Genomic DNA, 16,423 nt, shown 5'->3' with positions numbered 1-16,423 from the left:
ATACCGTCCCCTTCCTTCCTCGTCACCCGAGCGCCTGATGATTGATCGAAGTTCCGAGCGAGATGGCTCGACCCATTTCGGCTATTCCGAGGTTCCCTTGAATGAGAAACAGGGCCTCGTCGACGACGTCTTCCATAAGGTCGCGCGGCGCTACGACATCATGAACGACCTCATGTCGGGCGGCATGCACCGGCTTTGGAAGGACACGTTCGCCGCCAAGGTCAATGCGCGCGGGCGCAAGGGCTTCCGTCATCTCGACGTCGCGGGCGGCACCGGCGACGTCGCCTTCCGCATCGCCGCCGGCGCGGCGCATGACGCGGAAATCGTCGTGCTCGACATCAACGGCGACATGCTCGAGGTCGGGCGCGATCGCGGGCGCGAACGCGGGCTTTCCGGCGTCGAATTCGTGCAGGCGAACGCCGAATCGCTGCCTTTTCCGGACGCGCATTTCGACAGCTACACGATCGCGTTCGGCATTCGCAACGTGCCGCGCATCGATGTCGCGCTGACGGAGGCCTATCGGGTGCTGAAGCCGGGCGGCCGGTTCCTGTGCCTCGAGTTTTCGCAGGTCGCCGTGCCGGGATTGGACAAGCTCTACGAAGCCTATTCGTTCAAGGTCATTCCGACGATCGGCAAATTCGTCGCTGGAGATTCCGAACCCTACCGCTATCTCGTCGAATCGATCCGCAAATTCCCAAGCGCGGAAGAATTCGAACGCATGATCCGCAGGGCGGGCTTTCGCCGCACCGGCTATGAGCGGCTGACGGGGGGCGTCGTGGCGATCCATTCCGGCTGGAAGAGCTGATCGCTAGTCTTTAGGAGTCGATCGCGTGACTGCGCCCGGGCGACGCCGCCCGATTGCAGCGTGATCTAAAGAGCGGCGGCATTCGTGATTCTCGGGGTCGGTCATTTCTATCGTCTGGCGCGCGCCGGCTACATCATGGCGCGCGAAGGCGTTTTTGCGCTCCTTGATCCGGCGCTTCTGCCGCCGGGCGCGGCCCCCCTCGTGCGCTTCGCCAATCTCTTCGCCGGCGGCAAGCGCGACGGCGCGGGCAAGGCGCTCGTGCGCGCGCTGGCGCAGATCGGCCCGTCCTATGTGAAGCTCGGACAGTTTCTCGCGACGCGTCCGGATATCGTCGGCGGCGAGATCGCCGACGCGCTCACCGCGCTGCAGGACCGGATGGAGCCGTTCGGCCGCGACAAGGCGGTCGCCATTGTCGAACGAGCGCTCGGTCGAAGCGTCGACGAGCTCTTCGTGTCGTTCGGCGAGCCTGTCGCCGCGGCGTCCGTCGCGCAGGTGCATGTCGCGTATGCGCAATATCGCGAGGGCGTGCGCAAGGTCGCGGTGAAGGTGCTGCGCCCGGGGATCGAGAGCCGTTTCGCGCTGGATCTGCGCGACATGTATCGGGTCGCCCGGCTCGCCGAGCGCTATTCCTCCGAAGCGCGCCGGCTGCGCATGATCGAAGTCGTCGACACGCTGGCGCGCACGGTAAAGCTCGAAACGGACTTCCGTCTCGAGGCCGCCGCAGCGTCCGAATTCGCCGACAATGTCGCCAACGACCCGGAGATTCACGTGCCGGCGGTCGATTGGAGCCGCACCGACCGCGAAGTGCTGACGCTCGAATGGATCGACGGCATTCCGCTGTCGGACATCGAGCGGGTCGTCGCCGAAGGCTATGATCTGAAGGCGATCGGCCGCAATGTGCTGCAGTCCTTCCTGCGCCATGCGATGCGCGACGGCTTTTTCCACGCCGACATGCACCAGGGCAATCTCTTCGTCGACAAGAAGGGACGCCTCGTCGCCATCGACTTCGGCATCATGGGCCGGCTGGGCCTGAAAGAGCGCCGTTTCCTCGCCGAGATCCTCTACGGCTTCATTCTTCGCGACTATAAGCGCGTGGCGGAAGTGCATTTCGAAGCGGGCTATGTCCCGGCGAACCATTCCATCGAAGAGTTCGCGCAGGCGCTGCGCGCGATCGGCGAACCGATGCATACGATCAACGCAGCCGATATTTCGATGGCGCGGCTGTTGACCCTGCTGTTCGAAGTGACGGCGCTCTTCGACATGCGCACCCGCACCGAGCTGGTGCTGCTGCAAAAGACCATGGTCGTCGCCGAAGGCGTCGCCCGCGCCTATGATCCCAAGCTCGACATCTGGAAGACCTGCGATCCGGTGGTGCGCTCATGGATCGAGGAAAATCTCGGCGTCAAGGCGAAGATCGAGGATGCGAGCCGAAGCGTCACGGAGCTGGCGAAGCTGGCGACACATCTGCCGCGGACTCTGGCGGAGGCGGAACTCGCGATCCACCGCGTGTCGAAGATGGCGGACGAAGGCGTCGAATTGTCGGACCGCTCGCTTGGCGCGCTTGAGGAAATGCGACGCCGGTCCGACCGCTGGTTCGTGCTCGCGGTGATCACGCTGATCCTGCTGGCCGTGTGGATTTTTTAGCGCAGACCATCTCTATGAAATAAAAAGGCCGCCCGCATGGAAGATGGCGGGCGGCGCTTCGATTGGTCGATCTGCGGCGAAACGCTACTTCACCCCGACGAGCTCCACGTCGAAGATCAGCCACGCGTTCGGCGGAATGACGCCGCCGGCGCCGCGCGCGCCGTAGCCGAGCTCCGGCGGAATGACCAGCGTGCGCTTGCCGCCGACCTTCATGGTCTCGACGCCTTCGTCCCAGCCCTTGATGACCTGGCCCTGCCCCAGCGGGAAGGCGAACGGCTGGCCGCGATCCCGCGACGAGTCGAATTTCTTGCCCTTTTCGCCATTGTTGTAGAGCCAGCCGGTGTAGTGCACCACCGCGGTTTGACCGACCTTCGGCGTCGCGCCGGTTCCGACTTTCGTGTCCTTATATTCGAGACCGGTGAGGCTTTTCTTCATGTCCGCTTCGGCGCGGACGTCAACCGTGAGCGCGAGACTCGCGAATGCGGCGAAGGCGGCCAGCATTGTTTTGAAGACAAGGCGCATCTTTCGTTCCTCCAGCTTGGTTCAATCGCCGCTCGAGCCGCTCGGAATGAGAAGCCCGAACCCTTATCCCAGCACGCCATTGTCGCGCGCGAGCTGCAGCAAATCCTTTTGCGGGCGCGCGCCGACATGAGAGATGATCTCGGCCGCGGCGAGCGCGCCCAGCATCGCGCTGCGCTCATGCGGCAGGTCCTGCGTATAGCCTGCGAGAAAGCCGGCGGCGAAAAGATCGCCGGCCCCGGTCGTGTCGACGACCGCGTCGACGGGGAAGGCCGGCGCGGCGACGGCGCTCGCGCCATTGGCGACGACGCAGCCTTTTTCGGACCGCGTGACGACGCCGAGAAGTCCGTCTTCGGCGCGCAGCGCGTCGAGCGCCGTGGCGAAATCGCCCGTCTCATAAAGCGCGTGCAATTCGCTTTCATTGGCGAAAACGATGTCGACCACCCGATCGCGGATGAGGGCGAGAAATTCGCCGCGATAGCGATCGACGCAGAAACTGTCCGAAAGCGTGAGCGCCACTTTGCGCCCGTTGGCGCGCGAGATTTTCGCCGCCTTGAGAAAGGCTTCCTTGGCGCGCGGCGGGTCCCAAAGATAGCCCTCCATATAGAGGACTTTCGCGCGCGCCACGGCTTCTTCGTTGATGTCGGCGGGCGCCAGCGCCTGACAGGCGCCGAGATAGGTGTTCATCGTGCGCTGGCCGTCCGGCGTCACGAAAATCAGGCAGCGCGCCGTCGCGGCGCCGTCGGCCGCGGCGGGCGTGTCGAAGGCGACGCCGGCCTTGCGGATGTCATGCGCGAATTCGCGCCCGGCGTCGTCCTCTTTCACCTTGCCGACGAATCCGGCGGCGCGTCCAAGGCTCGCCAGACCCGCCATGGTGTTGGCGGCCGAGCCGCCGGAGATGACCGTCGTCGGGCCCATCGCCGCATAAAGCTCGCTCGCGCGCGATTCGTCGACGAGCGTCATCGAGCCCTTGTGCAGTCCGGCCTGCAGCAAATCGTCGTCCTCGGCGCGCGCGATCGTGTCGACGATCGCGTTGCCGATGCCCAGCACGTCAAATGATGAGGTCATGAGGAGCGTCAATCCATTTAGGGAGAGCAATCGCGCGCCTGCGCCGCGCAGGCGCGCTGTTTAGCACGAAAAACCCGAGCAAAGCCCGCGACCGCCGTTTCGGATCGGCGGCTATCTGCAAATCGGCGACAGAAAAACCTCGATCACGAGGACGAACAGCGACGACGTCACGAAGGCGGGCACCGGACGCATCGATACGTGCCGGAACAGGAAGGCGTACATGAACACCATCCAGATCAGGATCGGAAACAGCAGGAAGCGCAGCAGCTTCTCGGTCGGCAGCGGCGGCGGCAGCGCAATGCTGAAGACCAGATGCAGGATGATGTAGGCGAGCGCCGCAAATCCGCCCATGATGGCGAGCGCCGTCGCGGTGCGCTGAAACTTCGCGTCCTCTTTCATCAGGCGCAGCACGCCGAGAGTCGCGCCATAGAGAAAGCCGGCGCTCAGCACGCCGTAGATCAGGCTGCCGAGCAGCGAGTGATTGAACGCCTGCGCGATCGTCTGCAGCACGCCATAGGCGCCGAAGGCGGCCCACATCAATTCGCGCGAATCCGGTAGCGAGAGCTGTGACGCTTCGAGATTGATCATCTTGAAGACGGTCTGTGGCGTCTGCTCGTTGATAAACGGGATATTGATCGGCATCGCGAGCCTTTCCGTGGTGGCGCGGCAGGAGCCGAACGCCCTGCCCGAATTAGAAGCGAAAAGCCGTGCGGCCCAGCGCGCCGCAAAGGCGCTGGCCGGGCCGCACGACCAATTGGCGCCTCTCTACCACGCTTTGGCGGAGCGCGGAAATGCGGCGATTGTCATGCTGCGCCGCAACGCGCGTTACGACAGACGTCGGCTCCAGTCCTCGCGCGCGACCGCCTCGACGATCCGGCGCGCTGCGTCGCGCCAGGCGACGCGCAAGATCTGGCCCGGGTCGGCGACGCGGCGGCCATCGAGAAAATCGCCGATCGTCTCGGCCAGCGCATTTGCGTCGTTGACGCGAAAATAGAGCGCGCCATCCCGCCCCACCTCGCGGAAGACCGGAATGTCGCTGCAGATCACTGGACGGCCGCGCCGGGCCGCCTCGACGATCGGCAGGCCGAAGCCCTCGGCGTAGGACGGGAAGATCAGCGCCCCCGCGTGGTCGTAGAGAAAGGACAGCTCGTCATCGTCCACGTCGTCGAACCAGAAGAGCCGCCGGCCGAATTCTTTATGTTCCACGATCTCGCCGACGACCGCTTCTTCAAACCAGCCGCGCCGGCCCACGACGATGAGCCGAACGTCGCGTCCCTTCGCCCAGAGGTCTTCGAATGCGCGCAGGGCGACGCGCTGCCCCTTACGCGGCTCGATCGTGCCGACGGCAAGAAAGACCGGCGCGTCGACCTCGACCGCCGTTCGGATCTTCTCGCGCGACGCGGCTTCGGCGCGCAACGGCAGATCGGAGCCGCAATGAAACCAGCCGATCTTCAGGCCGGGACGGTGGGCGAGGCGGTTGGCGGCCACATAGTCGGCGAGTTCGTCGGCGACGGTTCGCGAAATCGCCAGGAAACTGTCGCTCTCGAGGAGCGCCTTGCGCAGCCAGGCGCGATAGCGCGGCACGGTCACTTCGTGGCAGGCGTGCGGATAAAGCTCCGGAATGAGATCGAAGATGCAGGTGACGACTTCGCCGCCGGCGTCGCGAATCTTCGCGAAAACCGGCGCCAGCTCCTCGAAGGCGTTCCAGCTGTCGGAGAGCATCAGAAAGCGGTCGCCGCCGGCGATCGCGATCTCTGAATCGGGCGCCGCCTCTCCGCCGACAAGTTCGGCGACAAATCCGTTGGCGGTCAGAAGCCGACCGTTCTCGCAGCGCGCCGCCACGGCGGGGATGTCGAAGCTCTCGCCGCAATAGAGGCCGCGCGTCACTTCCTTGACGACGCGCTGAATGCCGGTGCCGGCGTCCCGCTTGATGGTTCCCGTCACATCGACCAGCAGACGCCGCGCCGGCAGGGTCGCGCCCCGAACCGGAAGGACCATTTCATCGCCGGCCGTCGGCGCCGTCTCGCGGGGCGGCGGCGGTCGAAAAATTGTGGCGACGGCGTTGGCGCGGTCGGCGAGGAAGGCTTCGATCGGCCGAAGGAAGCGGTAGATGTGGCCGGAAACCGAATAGACCAGCCGATAGCGCTCATGCGTCAGGCGCAGGAGTTCGGCGCGCAGATGATCGAGCTGGAATTCGAGCAGGCGCATGCGTTCACGATCCTGCTCCCGCTCGCGATCCTGCCGCTCGCTCATGGCGTCTTTGCGGTCTGCGCTTCGGCCGCGCGGGCGTCGTCAAGCAGGGCCTGCAGCATGTCGTCGATGTCGTGGCGCGGACGCCAGCCCGTCGCGTCGGTCAGCCGGGTCGCGTCGCAGGCGACGCTGGCGATATCGCTCTCGGGACGCAGCAGCGACGGATCGATCTCGATCGCGAATTGGGCTTTGGCCTTTCCGCGCAGACGCTCGAGCAGCGCTTCCATGCGATGCGCGGCGCCGGAAGCGACGTTGAACGTCGAAACCGGCCGGGGCAGATCCCCCGCCTTTTCGATCAGCCGCATATAGGCGTCGATCACGTCGCGCACGTCGAGGAAATCGCGCGCCTTGGAGAGATCGCCGACCTTGAGGCGGGGCTCGGCGCGCCCGGCCTCAATCGCGGCGATCTGCGCGGCGAAGGAAGCGAGGGCGAAATTGCGGTTGCGCTGGCCGGGGCCGGAGTGATTGACCGGGCGCACGACGATGAGTCGCCCTTTGGGCGCAAGCAGATCGGCGAGCGCGCTCTCGGCGGCGAGCTTCGTGCGGCTGTAGACGTCGACCGGCCGCAACAGCGCGTCTTCGGTCAAAACGCCCTCGCGAAAGCTCGCGCCATAGGCGGCCGCCGTCGAGGCGAAGAGGAAGACCGCCGTGGGGCAGTGACGCGCGACCGCCGCTCCGAGCGCGAAGGAGCCATGGAAATTGACCCGCCAGGTCATTTCGGCGGCGTGCAGCGCCTGGCCGATCGAGGATTGACCGGCGAGATGAATGATGAGGTCCGGACGCAGCCGCGCAATCAGCGCGTCGATCGCGGCCTCGTCGACAAGGTCGGCGACTGTCGCCGCGAATGTCGCGTCGCCGCCGCGCTCGCCGGGACGCAGCAGCAGCGCGCGCGTCGCCTGCGGATAGGCCTTGGCCAGCGCGCGGCAGAGGTGGCCGCCGACAAATCCGGCGCCGCCCGTCACCAAGATGCGCTCGAAGGCGGCCATCGCGCGCGCCCTTTTTCAGGTTAGGCCGACTCGCGCCGCAGCCGCTCGAGATCGGCGTCGACCATCTCGCAAATCATCTGGCGGAGATCGATCTCCGGCTTCCAGCCGAGAACCCGCCGCGCCTTGCTGGAATCGCCCAGCAGCACGTCCACTTCGGCCGGACGATAGAACGCCGGGTCGATGACGACAAATTTTTCCATGTCGAGGCCGGCGTGCTGGAACGCGATGCGGCACATGTCGCGCACCGTTGTGGTGACGCCGGTCGCGACGACATAGTCGTCGGGCGTCTCCTGCTGGAGCATCAGCCACATGGCGCGCACATAATCCTTGGCGTGGCCCCAGTCGCGCTTCGCGTCGATGTTGCCGAGCCGCAATTCCTTGGCGAGGCCGAGCTTGATCGCGGCGACGCCGCTCGTCACCTTGCGGGTGACGAATTCGACGCCGCGCAGCGGGCTTTCATGATTGAAGAGAATGCCTGAAGAGGCGTGCAGGCCGAAGCTCTCCCGATAATTCACCGTGATCCAGTGGCCGTAGAGCTTGGCCACCGCATAGGGGCTGCGCGGATAGAAGGGCGTCTTCTCGCTCTGCATCGGCTCCTGGATGAGGCCGTACATTTCGGAGGACGACGCCTGATAGAAGCGGGCCTTCGGCGCGCCGAGCCGCATCGCCTCAAGCATGTTGGTCACGCCGACGCCGGTGACGTTCGCCGTGAGGACCGGCTGGCGCCATGAGGAGGCGACATAGGACTGCGCCGCGAGATTGTAGATCTCGTCGGGCTGGATGTCCTGCACCGTGCGCAGCAGGCTCGAGAGATCGGCGAGATCGGCGTCGTGCAGGGTCAGCTTGCCGCTGATGCCGAGCCAGCGCAGGCGATGGTCCTCGACGCCCCGGTGCGACGAGCGCCGCACCACGCCATGCACTTCATAGCCCTTGTCGAGCAGGAATTGTGAGAGGTAGGCGCCGTCCTGTCCTGTAACGCCGGTCACCAGCGCGCGCTTGGTCATCAATCGTCCTATTCGAAATGGCCGGCGGCCTGTGGCGAGGGCGAGGCCTCCGCGGCGACGCGGCCTTAGGGCGGCGATCGCCCAAGCTGCGGGCGGCTGCAAAAGGGCGCGCGCGAGGGAATTACAGAATCAAGGCGCCTGAAGCAAGAGCGTGACGAGACGAAGACGCCGGCGACGAGGCGCCGCCGGCAGATTCAGGAAGCGGCCTTCGGGTTCACCCCTCTTTGTCGGGCGGCGGCAGCTTGCCTTCCGGCGTCGCCTTGTCGATCGCCTCGGGCAGATACTGGGCCAGAATCGACTTCGCCTTTTCGAGGTCGACGCCCGCGTCCTTGGCGATTTCCTTCAGCTTATCGGCGTTGATCACCTTGCCGATGTCGATCTCGCTGATCTTTTCATTGGGGCCGAGGCCGATCCAGGAGTGGATCTGCTTGCCCAGTCCGGAATTCTCGAAATTCTTAACGACGCCGTCGAGGCCGCCCTGTTTCTCCACATAATCTTTAACGAGGGTCAAGGCTTCAGCGCCGATCACGCCGCCAGCGATCGCTTTGAGCCAACTCATGGTCATTCTCCCTTTCAAAAAAGCGTGCGCCTTGCGCCGCGTTAGGTCAGATAGAGGCGGGGCATGGGCTTTACAATGGCGGCCCCCGCAGGGTCGGCTTAAGCTCTTCATTCAAAGAGCAGATCCTCCTTCCGGTCGCCCCAGCGGAGAATTTCTTCCCATATGTCCGGCGCGGTTTCCGCATAGCGGAAGAGGCGGCGGTCTTCGGGGTCGATGACCCCCTCGTCGACAAGGAAATCGACGTCGAAGGCGCGCCGCCAATAATCTTCGCCAACGAGGATGATCGGGATCGGCTTGACCTTGCCGGTCTGCACCAGCGTGAGCGTCTCGAACAATTCGTCGAAGGTGCCGAACCCTCCCGGAAAAGCGACCAGCGCCCGCGCGCGCAGCATGAAATGCATCTTGCGAAGCGCGAAATATCGGAAGCGCAAGCAAAGCGACGGCGTGACGTAAGTGTTGGGCAACTGCTCGTGCGGCAGCGTGATGTTGAGCCCCACGGTTTCCGCGCCGACTTCGAAGGCGCCGCGGTTGGCCGCCTCCATGACGCCCGGCCCGCCGCCGGTGACGATGGCGAGTCGCGTCGCGTCGCTCCGGCAGGCCGCGCCGACGAGCGCGCCGAATTCGCGCGCAATCTCGTAGTAGCGGGAATTTTCGCAGATGCGTTTGGCGATCGCGAGCCGTTTGGCGAGCGTCGCGTCGCCGGGGCTGGCGCTGGCGCGCGACTGCGCGTCGGCGCGCCGCCGTTCCGCGAGCGCCGGTTCAACGATGCGGGTCGAGCCGAAAACCACGATCGTGTTGGCGATCCCATGGCGTCGCAGCAGCAGTTCGGCCTTGAAATATTCGAGTTCGAGGCGCGGCCCCCGCGCTTCGGCGGAGGCGAGGAAGTCCATGTCCTCGTCGGCCTTGCGATAGGAGGGGCTGGCAAGGATCGCCTGCAGCCGCTTCGCCGCGGCAAGGTCGGGGATATGGGGAGCGGGTGGTTCGGGCGGCGCCCGATCCTCGGTCTCAAGTCGGGAATTCCGCTCGTCGTCGCCTGCGCTCAATCGTCCGCTCCTCGCATCCGCGTCTCGCCCCGTTCCTCACCCCCGTTCCTTCCCCTGTTCCTTGGCCCTTTTCTTTATTTCCGTATGCGTCTGGCGTATATCAGCCGCCGGACGCTGTAAGGCGAAGGTTGACCCAGGAGCAGACGAGAACGCATGGCCGGGCATAGTCAATTCAAGAATATCATGCACAAGAAGGGCAAGCAGGACGCGATCCGCTCCAAGCTGTTTTCGAAACTTGCCCGCGAAATTACGGTGGCCGCCAAGATGGGCCTGCCTGACCCGAATATGAACGCGCGTCTGCGCGCGGCCGTTCTCGCCGCCAGGGCGGAGAACATGCCCAAGGACAATATCGAGCGCGCGATCAAGAAGGCCTCGGGGGCCGATGCGGAGAACTATGACGAAGTGCGCTACGAGGGCTATGCACCCGGCGGCGTCGCGGTCATCGTCGAGGCTCTGACCGACAATCGCAACCGCACGGCCGGCGAAGTGCGCTCCTATTTCACCAAGGCGGGCGGTTCGCTCGCCGAGACCGGCGCCGTCTCCTTCATGTTCGACCGGGTCGGCCTCGTCGAATTCGATAAGAAGGCCGCCACGGAAGACGCGATGATGGAGGCGGCGATCGACGCCGGCGCCGACGACGTCTCCTCGACCGAGGAGACTCACGAGGTGATCACCTCCGTCGAATCGTTGCGCGACGTCGCCAAGGCGCTCGAAGAGAAATTCGGCGAACCGCGCAAGGCGGCGCTTGTCTGGCGTCCGCAGAACACGATCAAGGTCGATGACGATTCGGGCGAAAAGATCCTCAAGCTCGTCGGCACGCTCGAGGATAATGACGACGTCCAGAACGTCTACGCCAATTTCGAGGTCTCCGACGCGCTCGTCGCCAAGCTCACGGGCTGACTCCCGCAGCGGGCGCTGACGCCGGCCGCGCCGCGCCGCCGGGCCTGAACGCGCGCGCGGCCGGGAGACGTTTCGCGCAAGTCGTTCGACAGGCGCAAGGCGCCGTGGAGAAAGTCGCGTCGCGGCGGCGCGTCAAAGCGACCAAGACTTAATCGTTAGCAAAACGTCATCCGGCGCCAAATTACGCGCGCGCTTTAATCCTTCATTAACGTTAACGCCCTCAAATAAAGCAAATCTTAATTGCGAGAGGGCTCTCGTGCCGCAGGCGTCTTCCCGACACATCCGCTTCAAGGGTCGGTCCTTTCCCGTTCTGACCCTCGAACCCGAGCAGCCGCTCGAAGACTGGTTCGCGCAGCTCGATGGCCTGCTCGAACAGTCGCCTGCGTTTTTCGCCCGGAAGTCGATCGTCATCGAACTCGCCAAACTGACGGTCGAGCGTCCGCAGCTGATCGAGCTTCTGGAAAAACTCACCGGGCGCGGCATCCGCGTCATGGGACTGTCGGGCGCCGATCCGTCATGGGCGGCCGACGATTTGCCGCCGATTCTGGTTGGCGGCCGCGCCACCCCGCAACCGCCGACCGACGCCGGCGCAACGCGCGACAAAGACGCAAATCCTGGAACGCTGTCCCCAAGCGAAGAAGCGGCGTTCGAGGGCATTGCGACCGCGCTTGGCGCTGACGGGGCGCAGGCCGCCGACGGCAAGTCGGCGGCCGCGTCGCCAGCCCCTCCGACCGCGCCGCTGATCCTGCTGGAGCCGGTGCGCTCCGGCCAGTCGATTTATTACCCCGACGGCGACGTGACCGTCGTCGGTTCGGTCGCGTCGGGCGCGGAAATCATGGCAGGCGGCTCCGTCCATATCTACGGAACGCTGCGCGGCCGCGCGATGGCCGGCGCCTATGGCGAAAAACGCGCTCGAATTTTCTGTCGCAAACTCGAGGCCGAACTGCTCTCGGTGTGCGGCGTATATCTCACAGCCGACGAGATCTCAGCGAATGTGCAAAGCCAGGCCGTTCAGGCCTGGCTCGAAAACGAGACGGTCAAGATCGCGCGGCTCGATTAAGAGAGGACGAACAATGGCCAAGACTTTGGTGGTGACCTCCGGCAAAGGGGGTGTCGGAAAGACAACGTCGACCGCGGCTCTCGGCGCCGCGCTGGCGCAGCAGGGTCATAAGGTCGCGGTCGTCGACTTTGACGTCGGCCTGCGCAACCTCGATCTCGTCATGGGCGCCGAGCGACGCGTGGTTTTCGATCTCATCAACGTCGCCCAGGGCGACGCCAAGTTGCATCAGGCGCTCATTCGCGACAAGCGCTTGAGCAATCTCTATCTGCTTCCCGCCTCGCAGACGCGCGACAAGGACGCCCTGACCGAAGAAGGCGTGCAGCGCGTCATCGGCGAGTTGCGCGAGAAGTTCGACTGGATCGTCTGCGACAGTCCGGCCGGCATCGAACGCGGCGCGACGCTCGCGATGCGCTTCGCCGATGTGGCGGTGGTCGTCGCCAATCCGGAAGTCTCCTCGGTGCGCGATTCGGACCGCATCATCGGCCTGCTCGACGCCAAGACCGAGCGGGCCGAAAAAGGCGACCGCGTCGAAAAGCATCTGCTGCTGACACGCTACGACGCGCAGCGCGCCAGCCGCGGCGAGATGCTCGGCGTCGACGACGTGCTTGAAATTCTCTCGATACCGCTTCTGGGAATCGTGCCGGAGAGCGAAGAAGTTCTGCGCGCCTCGAACGTCGGCGCGCCGATCATTCTTCACAACGCGATGAGCGCGGCGGCGCGGGCCTATTCGGAAGCGGCGAAACGGCTGTGCGGCGAGAAGCTGCCGGTCAACATTCCTACGGACAAGAGAGGACTTCTCGTTCGGCTCTTTGGTCGGAGGGCGGCATGAATATATTCGGTTTGTTCGGGCGCCGCGGCGCCACCGCGCCGGTTGCGCGGGAGCGCCTGCAGATTCTTCTCGCACATGAACGCAAGTCGTCGCGCGATTCCAATCTGATCGCCGTCTTGCACAAGGAAGTCCTCGCCGCGATTTCCAAGCACATCGCCGTCGATCCCGACAAGGTGGCGGTGAAGATGCATCGCAAAGAGGACATGTCGCTGCTCGAAATCGACATCGAAATCGAGTCTGACACGACGCTCGAGGATGATGCGGCGTTCGCGGACGACGACGCGCTTGACGAAGATCTGAGCGGCAAGGCGGCCTGAGGATCGCGCGCCGTTCTTGCGGCGCGAACGCGGAAGCGGACCTCAACTCACTCTATCTCCGCCGTCGGAGCCTCGCGGCCCCGGCGGCGCGTTCGACGCGCAGCGCGCGTCGTCGCGCGCGCATGATGTGCCAGCGCCGTCGCACCCGCTGTCCGCACGCGCGACGGCGGATTTCCTTCCGATAAGCCGATCGTCGATGCGTCCGGCGCCGCCCGATGCGACTCTCGGATCGCGCACAAGCTCTTGATTAATACATCGGCGCTTGCTTTATCGCGGCGCAATATCGTTCACGGGAGCTGCGCCTCATGTCGACCTGGCCTCATTACGGCAAAATCACCGGTCCAATCGTGCTGATCGGCTTCGGCTCCATCGGCCGAGGCATTTTGCCGCTGATCGAACGCCATTTCGACTTCGACAAGTCGCGCTTCACCGTCGTCGACCCCGTCGACACGCATCGCCGGCTGCTCGATGAGCGCGGCATCGCCTTTGTGAAAGCGCGCCTCACGCCGGAGAATTACCGCGAGATCTTGACGCCGCTGCTGACGAAGGGCGAGGGCCAGGCGTTTGTCGTCAATCTCTCGGTCGATGTGTCGTCGCTTGCGATCATGAAACTCGCGCGCGAGCTGAAGGCGCTTTACGTCGACACGGTCGTGGAGCCCTGGCCGGGCTTCTATTTCGATAAGAACATGGGCAATGAGGCGCGCACCAATTACGCCCTGCGCGAGACGGTGCTCGAAGAGCGTCGCAAGACTCCCGGCGGATCGACGGCCGTGTCCTGCGTCGGCGCCAATCCGGGCATGGTGTCCTGGTTCGTCAAGCAGGCGCTGGTGAATATCGCGCGCGATACGGGCGCGCTGCAGAAGGAGCCGGAAACGCGCGCCGAATGGGGCGCGCTCGCGCAGAAGCTCGGCGTCAAGGGCATCCATATCGCTGAACGCGACACGCAGCGCGCGCGCGATCCGAAACCGCGCGACGTCTTCGTCAACACCTGGTCGGTCGAGGGCTTCGTGTCCGAGGGGATGCAACCCGCCGAACTCGGCTGGGGCACGCATGAGAAGGCGTTGCCCGACATCGGCCGCACGCATCCGGCCGGCGGCTGCGGCGCGGCGATCTATCTGCTGTCGCCGGGGGCCAACACGCGCGTGCGCTCATGGTGCCCGACGCCCGGCGCGCAATATGGCTTTCTCGTCACGCATAATGAGTCGATTTCGATCGCCGATTATCTGACGCTGCGCGACAATTCAGGCGCGGCGATCTATCGTCCGACCTGCCATTACGCCTATCATCCCGCCGACGACGCCGTGCTCTCGCTGCATGAGATGTTCGGCGCCGCCGGCAAGATGCAGGAGAGCTGGAAGATTCTCGACGAGCACGAGATCGTCGACGGTATCGACGAGCTCGGCGTGCTGCTCTATGGGCATGCGAAAAACGCCTATTGGTACGGCTCGCAGCTTTCGATCGAAGAGACGCGCGATCTCGCGCCCTATCAGAACGCCACCGGGCTTCAGGTCTCCTCCGCCGCGCTCGCCGGCATGGTCTGGGCGCTGGAAAATCCAGAGGCCGGAATCGTCGAGGCGGACGAGGTCGACTACAAGCGCTGCCTCGAGGTGCAGCTGCCGTATCTCGGCCCGGTGAAGGGCTATTACACGGATTGGACGCCGCTCGACGGACGTCCGGGACTGTTCCCGGAAGACATCGACGAGAGCGACCCCTGGCAGTTCAAGAATATTCTTGTGCGCTGAGCGCGCATCAGCCCCAGGATATCGGAAACGCGCCGAACGGAATCGGCGCGTTTTTCATTTTCGGCGCCCCTTGTCGCGCTCGTTTGTTCTCTATATGTTCGGATCTGTGGTCCAGACCGCGAGCGACGCTGGCGGCGGGCGACAGAGGTTGCAGACATGGGGCGCGCGGCCCACACCATAGTGGATACGAGAAATGCGCCGCGGATCGACCCCGCGGCGATCGTCGAGGCTGAACGCCGGCGCGGGCGCGGGGCGCTGTCGAAACGCAGCGGACGCTTCGAAAAGGAGACGCGCGAAGAGACGGACGACGGCTGGGGGTCGCTCGAGGGCCTCGCGGCGCTCAAGACCCATATCCATGTCGAGAAGCCGCGCACGATCATCACCAGAAACGATTCGCCGGACATTTCCTTCGATCGCTCGATCAATCCCTATCGCGGCTGCGAACATGGCTGCGTCTATTGTTTCGCGCGGCCGACGCACGCCTATATGGGTTTTTCGCCCGGCCTCGATTTCGAGACCGAGATTTTCGTCAAGGATGGCGCGGCGCAGCTTCTCGAACGCGAATTGTCGGCGCCGGGCTACGTCCCGAAGGCCATCGCCATCGGCGCCAACACCGATCCCTATCAGCCCGCCGAGAAAAGCCATCGCGTGATGCGCTCGATCCTCGAAGTGCTGGCGCGCGCCAATCATCCGGTGGGCGTCGTCACGAAGTCGGCGCTGGTGCTGCGCGACCTCGATCTCCTCGCGCCAATGGCGGCAAAAGGCCTGGCGAAGGTCGCGATCTCGATGACGACGCTCGATCGCAAGCTCGCGCGCCTCATGGAGCCGCGCGCCGCCACGCCCGAACTGCGGCTCGAGACGATCGAAGCGCTCAGCGCCGCCGGCGTGCCGACGGCGGTGATGACGGCGCCGATCATTCCCGCCATCAATGACGACGAGATCGAGCGGATTTTGACGCGGGCGCACGCCGCCGGCGCGAAGGAGGCGGGCTATGTGATGCTGCGCCTGCCGCTCGAATTGCGCGATCTCTTCGCCGAATGGCTCGTCGCGCATTTTCCCGACAGGGCGCGCCGGGCGCTGGCGCTCATCCGCTCGACTCGCGACGGCAAGCTCAACGAGTCCGCCTTCGGAACCCGCATGAAGGGCGAGGGGCCTTACGCGTGGATGATCGGCCGGCGTTTCGAAGTCGCCGCCGCGCGCCTCGGCTTCGCGCAAAAGGCGAGGCTGCGGACGGATCTGTTCGAGCCGCCGCGCCGCGCGCCGCAGCAGCTGAGCCTGTTTTAGGCCGATTTTTTCGGGCGCATCTTCGGCTCTTCGGCGCGGCCGTCCGAGAATTCTCTGGACGACGGCGCGAGCGGGGGTTGTTCCGAGTTGCGGCGGCCCCCAGGCCGCGCTTAATTCGCTGCGCGATCGCCGCCTCGACGAATGCGGCAGCGCGGGACCGCGCGCGATCGCCGAGGGGAGCGATCGTGGCGGCAAAGGGGCCTAGTTTTCGGCTGGAGGCGCAGCTGCGCCGAAAGGGCGTTTGGCCGATCGCCGGCGTCGACGAAGTCGGTCGCGGGCCGCTCGCCGGGCCGGTCGCCGCCGCGGCGGTGATTCTCGATCCCGAACGCCGGCCGCGCTGCCTCGATGATTCGAAGGCGCTGAACCAGGCGCAGCGCGAAGAAGCCTTCGAGCGGATCATGGCCAGCGCGCTC

Annotated in this window: 16 protein-coding genes and 1 pseudogene; 9 read left to right on the top strand and 8 right to left on the bottom strand. The window is 65.0% G+C overall.

Annotated elements, in window-relative coordinates; genetic code table 11:
- The first annotated feature begins 34 nt into the window (after positions 1–34).
- Positions 35–805, top strand: a complete 771-nt coding sequence (gene ubiE / locus AB7F41_RS12780; protein WP_428382210.1) for a bifunctional demethylmenaquinone methyltransferase/2-methoxy-6-polyprenyl-1,4-benzoquinol methylase UbiE — start codon at positions 35–37, stop codon at positions 803–805.
- A gap of 84 nt (positions 806–889) precedes the next feature.
- The gene (gene ubiB / locus AB7F41_RS12775) at positions 890–2,449 is read left to right on the top strand and encodes a 2-polyprenylphenol 6-hydroxylase (protein WP_428382083.1); all 1,560 of its coding nucleotides are present in this window, start codon (positions 890–892) and stop codon (positions 2,447–2,449) included.
- 84 nt (positions 2,450–2,533) lie between these two features.
- On the opposite strand, the gene AB7F41_RS12770 is transcribed toward ubiB, so the two are convergent.
- The 8 genes from AB7F41_RS12770 to AB7F41_RS12735 form a co-directional block, all read right to left on the bottom strand.
- Entirely contained in the window at positions 2,534–2,971 is a 438-nt protein-coding gene (locus AB7F41_RS12770) for an FKBP-type peptidyl-prolyl cis-trans isomerase (protein WP_428382081.1), read from the bottom strand.
- Between the two features lie 63 nt (positions 2,972–3,034).
- Positions 3,035–4,036 carry an adenosine kinase gene (locus tag AB7F41_RS12765; RefSeq protein WP_428382079.1) on the bottom strand — a complete coding sequence of 334 codons (1,002 nt, stop codon included), beginning with the start codon at positions 4,034–4,036 and terminating at the stop codon, positions 3,035–3,037.
- Between the two features lie 111 nt (positions 4,037–4,147).
- The gene (locus AB7F41_RS12760) at positions 4,148–4,678 is read right to left on the bottom strand and encodes a hypothetical protein (protein WP_428382078.1); all 531 of its coding nucleotides are present in this window, start codon (positions 4,676–4,678) and stop codon (positions 4,148–4,150) included.
- Positions 4,679–4,861: 183 nt separating this feature from the next.
- Complete coding sequence (locus tag AB7F41_RS12755; protein ID WP_428382076.1) at positions 4,862–6,289, bottom strand: glycosyltransferase family 4 protein; 1,428 nt, start codon at positions 6,287–6,289, stop codon at positions 4,862–4,864.
- Positions 6,286–7,272 carry an NAD-dependent epimerase/dehydratase family protein gene (locus AB7F41_RS12750; protein ID WP_428382074.1) on the bottom strand — a complete coding sequence of 329 codons (987 nt, stop codon included), beginning with the start codon at positions 7,270–7,272 and terminating at the stop codon, positions 6,286–6,288. Before AB7F41_RS12750 ends, AB7F41_RS12755 begins: the two co-directional genes overlap by 4 nt.
- A 20-nt stretch (positions 7,273–7,292) precedes the next feature.
- Positions 7,293–8,276 (bottom strand): GDP-mannose 4,6-dehydratase, encoded by a 984-nt coding sequence (gene gmd / locus AB7F41_RS12745; RefSeq protein WP_428382072.1) that lies wholly within the window; start codon positions 8,274–8,276, stop codon positions 7,293–7,295.
- Positions 8,277–8,490: 214 nt separating this feature from the next.
- The gene (locus AB7F41_RS12740; RefSeq protein WP_428382070.1) at positions 8,491–8,835 is read right to left on the bottom strand and encodes a YidB family protein; all 345 of its coding nucleotides are present in this window, start codon (positions 8,833–8,835) and stop codon (positions 8,491–8,493) included.
- A gap of 107 nt (positions 8,836–8,942) precedes the next feature.
- On the bottom strand, positions 8,943–9,878 hold the full coding sequence (locus tag AB7F41_RS12735) for a TIGR00730 family Rossman fold protein (RefSeq protein WP_428382069.1): 936 nt from the start codon (positions 9,876–9,878) through the stop codon (positions 8,943–8,945).
- Between the two features lie 153 nt (positions 9,879–10,031).
- Between AB7F41_RS12735 and AB7F41_RS12730 the strand changes: the two genes are divergently transcribed.
- The 7 genes and pseudogenes from AB7F41_RS12730 to AB7F41_RS12700 all read left to right on the top strand — a co-directional run.
- Positions 10,032–10,778 carry a YebC/PmpR family DNA-binding transcriptional regulator gene (locus AB7F41_RS12730; RefSeq protein WP_428382067.1) on the top strand — a complete coding sequence of 249 codons (747 nt, stop codon included), beginning with the start codon at positions 10,032–10,034 and terminating at the stop codon, positions 10,776–10,778.
- Positions 10,779–11,034: 256 nt separating this feature from the next.
- The gene (minC, locus tag AB7F41_RS12725; protein ID WP_428385848.1) at positions 11,035–11,838 is read left to right on the top strand and encodes a septum site-determining protein MinC; all 804 of its coding nucleotides are present in this window, start codon (positions 11,035–11,037) and stop codon (positions 11,836–11,838) included.
- A gap of 13 nt (positions 11,839–11,851) precedes the next feature.
- Positions 11,852–12,667, top strand: a complete 816-nt coding sequence (gene minD, locus AB7F41_RS12720) for a septum site-determining protein MinD (RefSeq protein WP_428385846.1) — start codon at positions 11,852–11,854, stop codon at positions 12,665–12,667.
- Positions 12,664–12,984 carry a cell division topological specificity factor MinE gene (minE, locus tag AB7F41_RS12715; protein ID WP_428385844.1) on the top strand — a complete coding sequence of 107 codons (321 nt, stop codon included), beginning with the start codon at positions 12,664–12,666 and terminating at the stop codon, positions 12,982–12,984. Before minD ends, minE begins: the two co-directional genes overlap by 4 nt.
- Before the next feature lie 305 nt (positions 12,985–13,289).
- Positions 13,290–14,726: a homospermidine synthase gene (locus AB7F41_RS12710; protein WP_428385842.1), complete on the top strand. Its 1,437-nt coding sequence runs from the start codon at positions 13,290–13,292 to the stop codon at positions 14,724–14,726.
- A 156-nt stretch (positions 14,727–14,882) separates the two neighbouring features.
- The gene (locus AB7F41_RS12705) at positions 14,883–16,010 is read left to right on the top strand and encodes a PA0069 family radical SAM protein (protein WP_428385840.1); all 1,128 of its coding nucleotides are present in this window, start codon (positions 14,883–14,885) and stop codon (positions 16,008–16,010) included.
- Positions 16,011–16,195: 185 nt separating this feature from the next.
- Positions 16,196–16,423: pseudogene (locus tag AB7F41_RS12700) on the top strand (ribonuclease HII); the annotation flags it as partial.

Source organism: Methylocystis sp., from assembly GCF_050251305.1.
In the GTDB taxonomy this organism is placed as follows: Bacteria; Pseudomonadota; Alphaproteobacteria; order Rhizobiales; family Beijerinckiaceae; genus Methylocystis.
Note: the sequence above shows the minus strand (reverse complement) of the source record. Positions and strands in the feature narration are given on the sequence as shown.

Coding starts and splice junctions, on each gene's coding strand:
- AB7F41_RS12770 (WP_428382081.1), bottom strand. CDS start 2,971: ATGCGCCTTGTCTTCAAAACAATGCTGGCCGCCTTCGCCGCATTCGCG.
- AB7F41_RS12765 (WP_428382079.1), bottom strand. CDS start 4,036: ATGACCTCATCATTTGACGTGCTGGGCATCGGCAACGCGATCGTCGAC.
- AB7F41_RS12760 (WP_428382078.1), bottom strand. CDS start 4,678: ATGCCGATCAATATCCCGTTTATCAACGAGCAGACGCCACAGACCGTC.
- AB7F41_RS12755 (WP_428382076.1), bottom strand. CDS start 6,289: ATGAGCGAGCGGCAGGATCGCGAGCGGGAGCAGGATCGTGAACGCATG.
- AB7F41_RS12750 (WP_428382074.1), bottom strand. CDS start 7,272: ATGGCCGCCTTCGAGCGCATCTTGGTGACGGGCGGCGCCGGATTTGTC.
- gmd (WP_428382072.1), bottom strand. CDS start 8,276: ATGACCAAGCGCGCGCTGGTGACCGGCGTTACAGGACAGGACGGCGCC.
- AB7F41_RS12740 (WP_428382070.1), bottom strand. CDS start 8,835: ATGAGTTGGCTCAAAGCGATCGCTGGCGGCGTGATCGGCGCTGAAGCC.
- AB7F41_RS12730 (WP_428382067.1), top strand. CDS start 10,032: ATGGCCGGGCATAGTCAATTCAAGAATATCATGCACAAGAAGGGCAAG.
- minD (WP_428385846.1), top strand. CDS start 11,852: ATGGCCAAGACTTTGGTGGTGACCTCCGGCAAAGGGGGTGTCGGAAAG.
- minE (WP_428385844.1), top strand. CDS start 12,664: ATGAATATATTCGGTTTGTTCGGGCGCCGCGGCGCCACCGCGCCGGTT.
- AB7F41_RS12710 (WP_428385842.1), top strand. CDS start 13,290: ATGTCGACCTGGCCTCATTACGGCAAAATCACCGGTCCAATCGTGCTG.
- AB7F41_RS12705 (WP_428385840.1), top strand. CDS start 14,883: ATGGGGCGCGCGGCCCACACCATAGTGGATACGAGAAATGCGCCGCGG.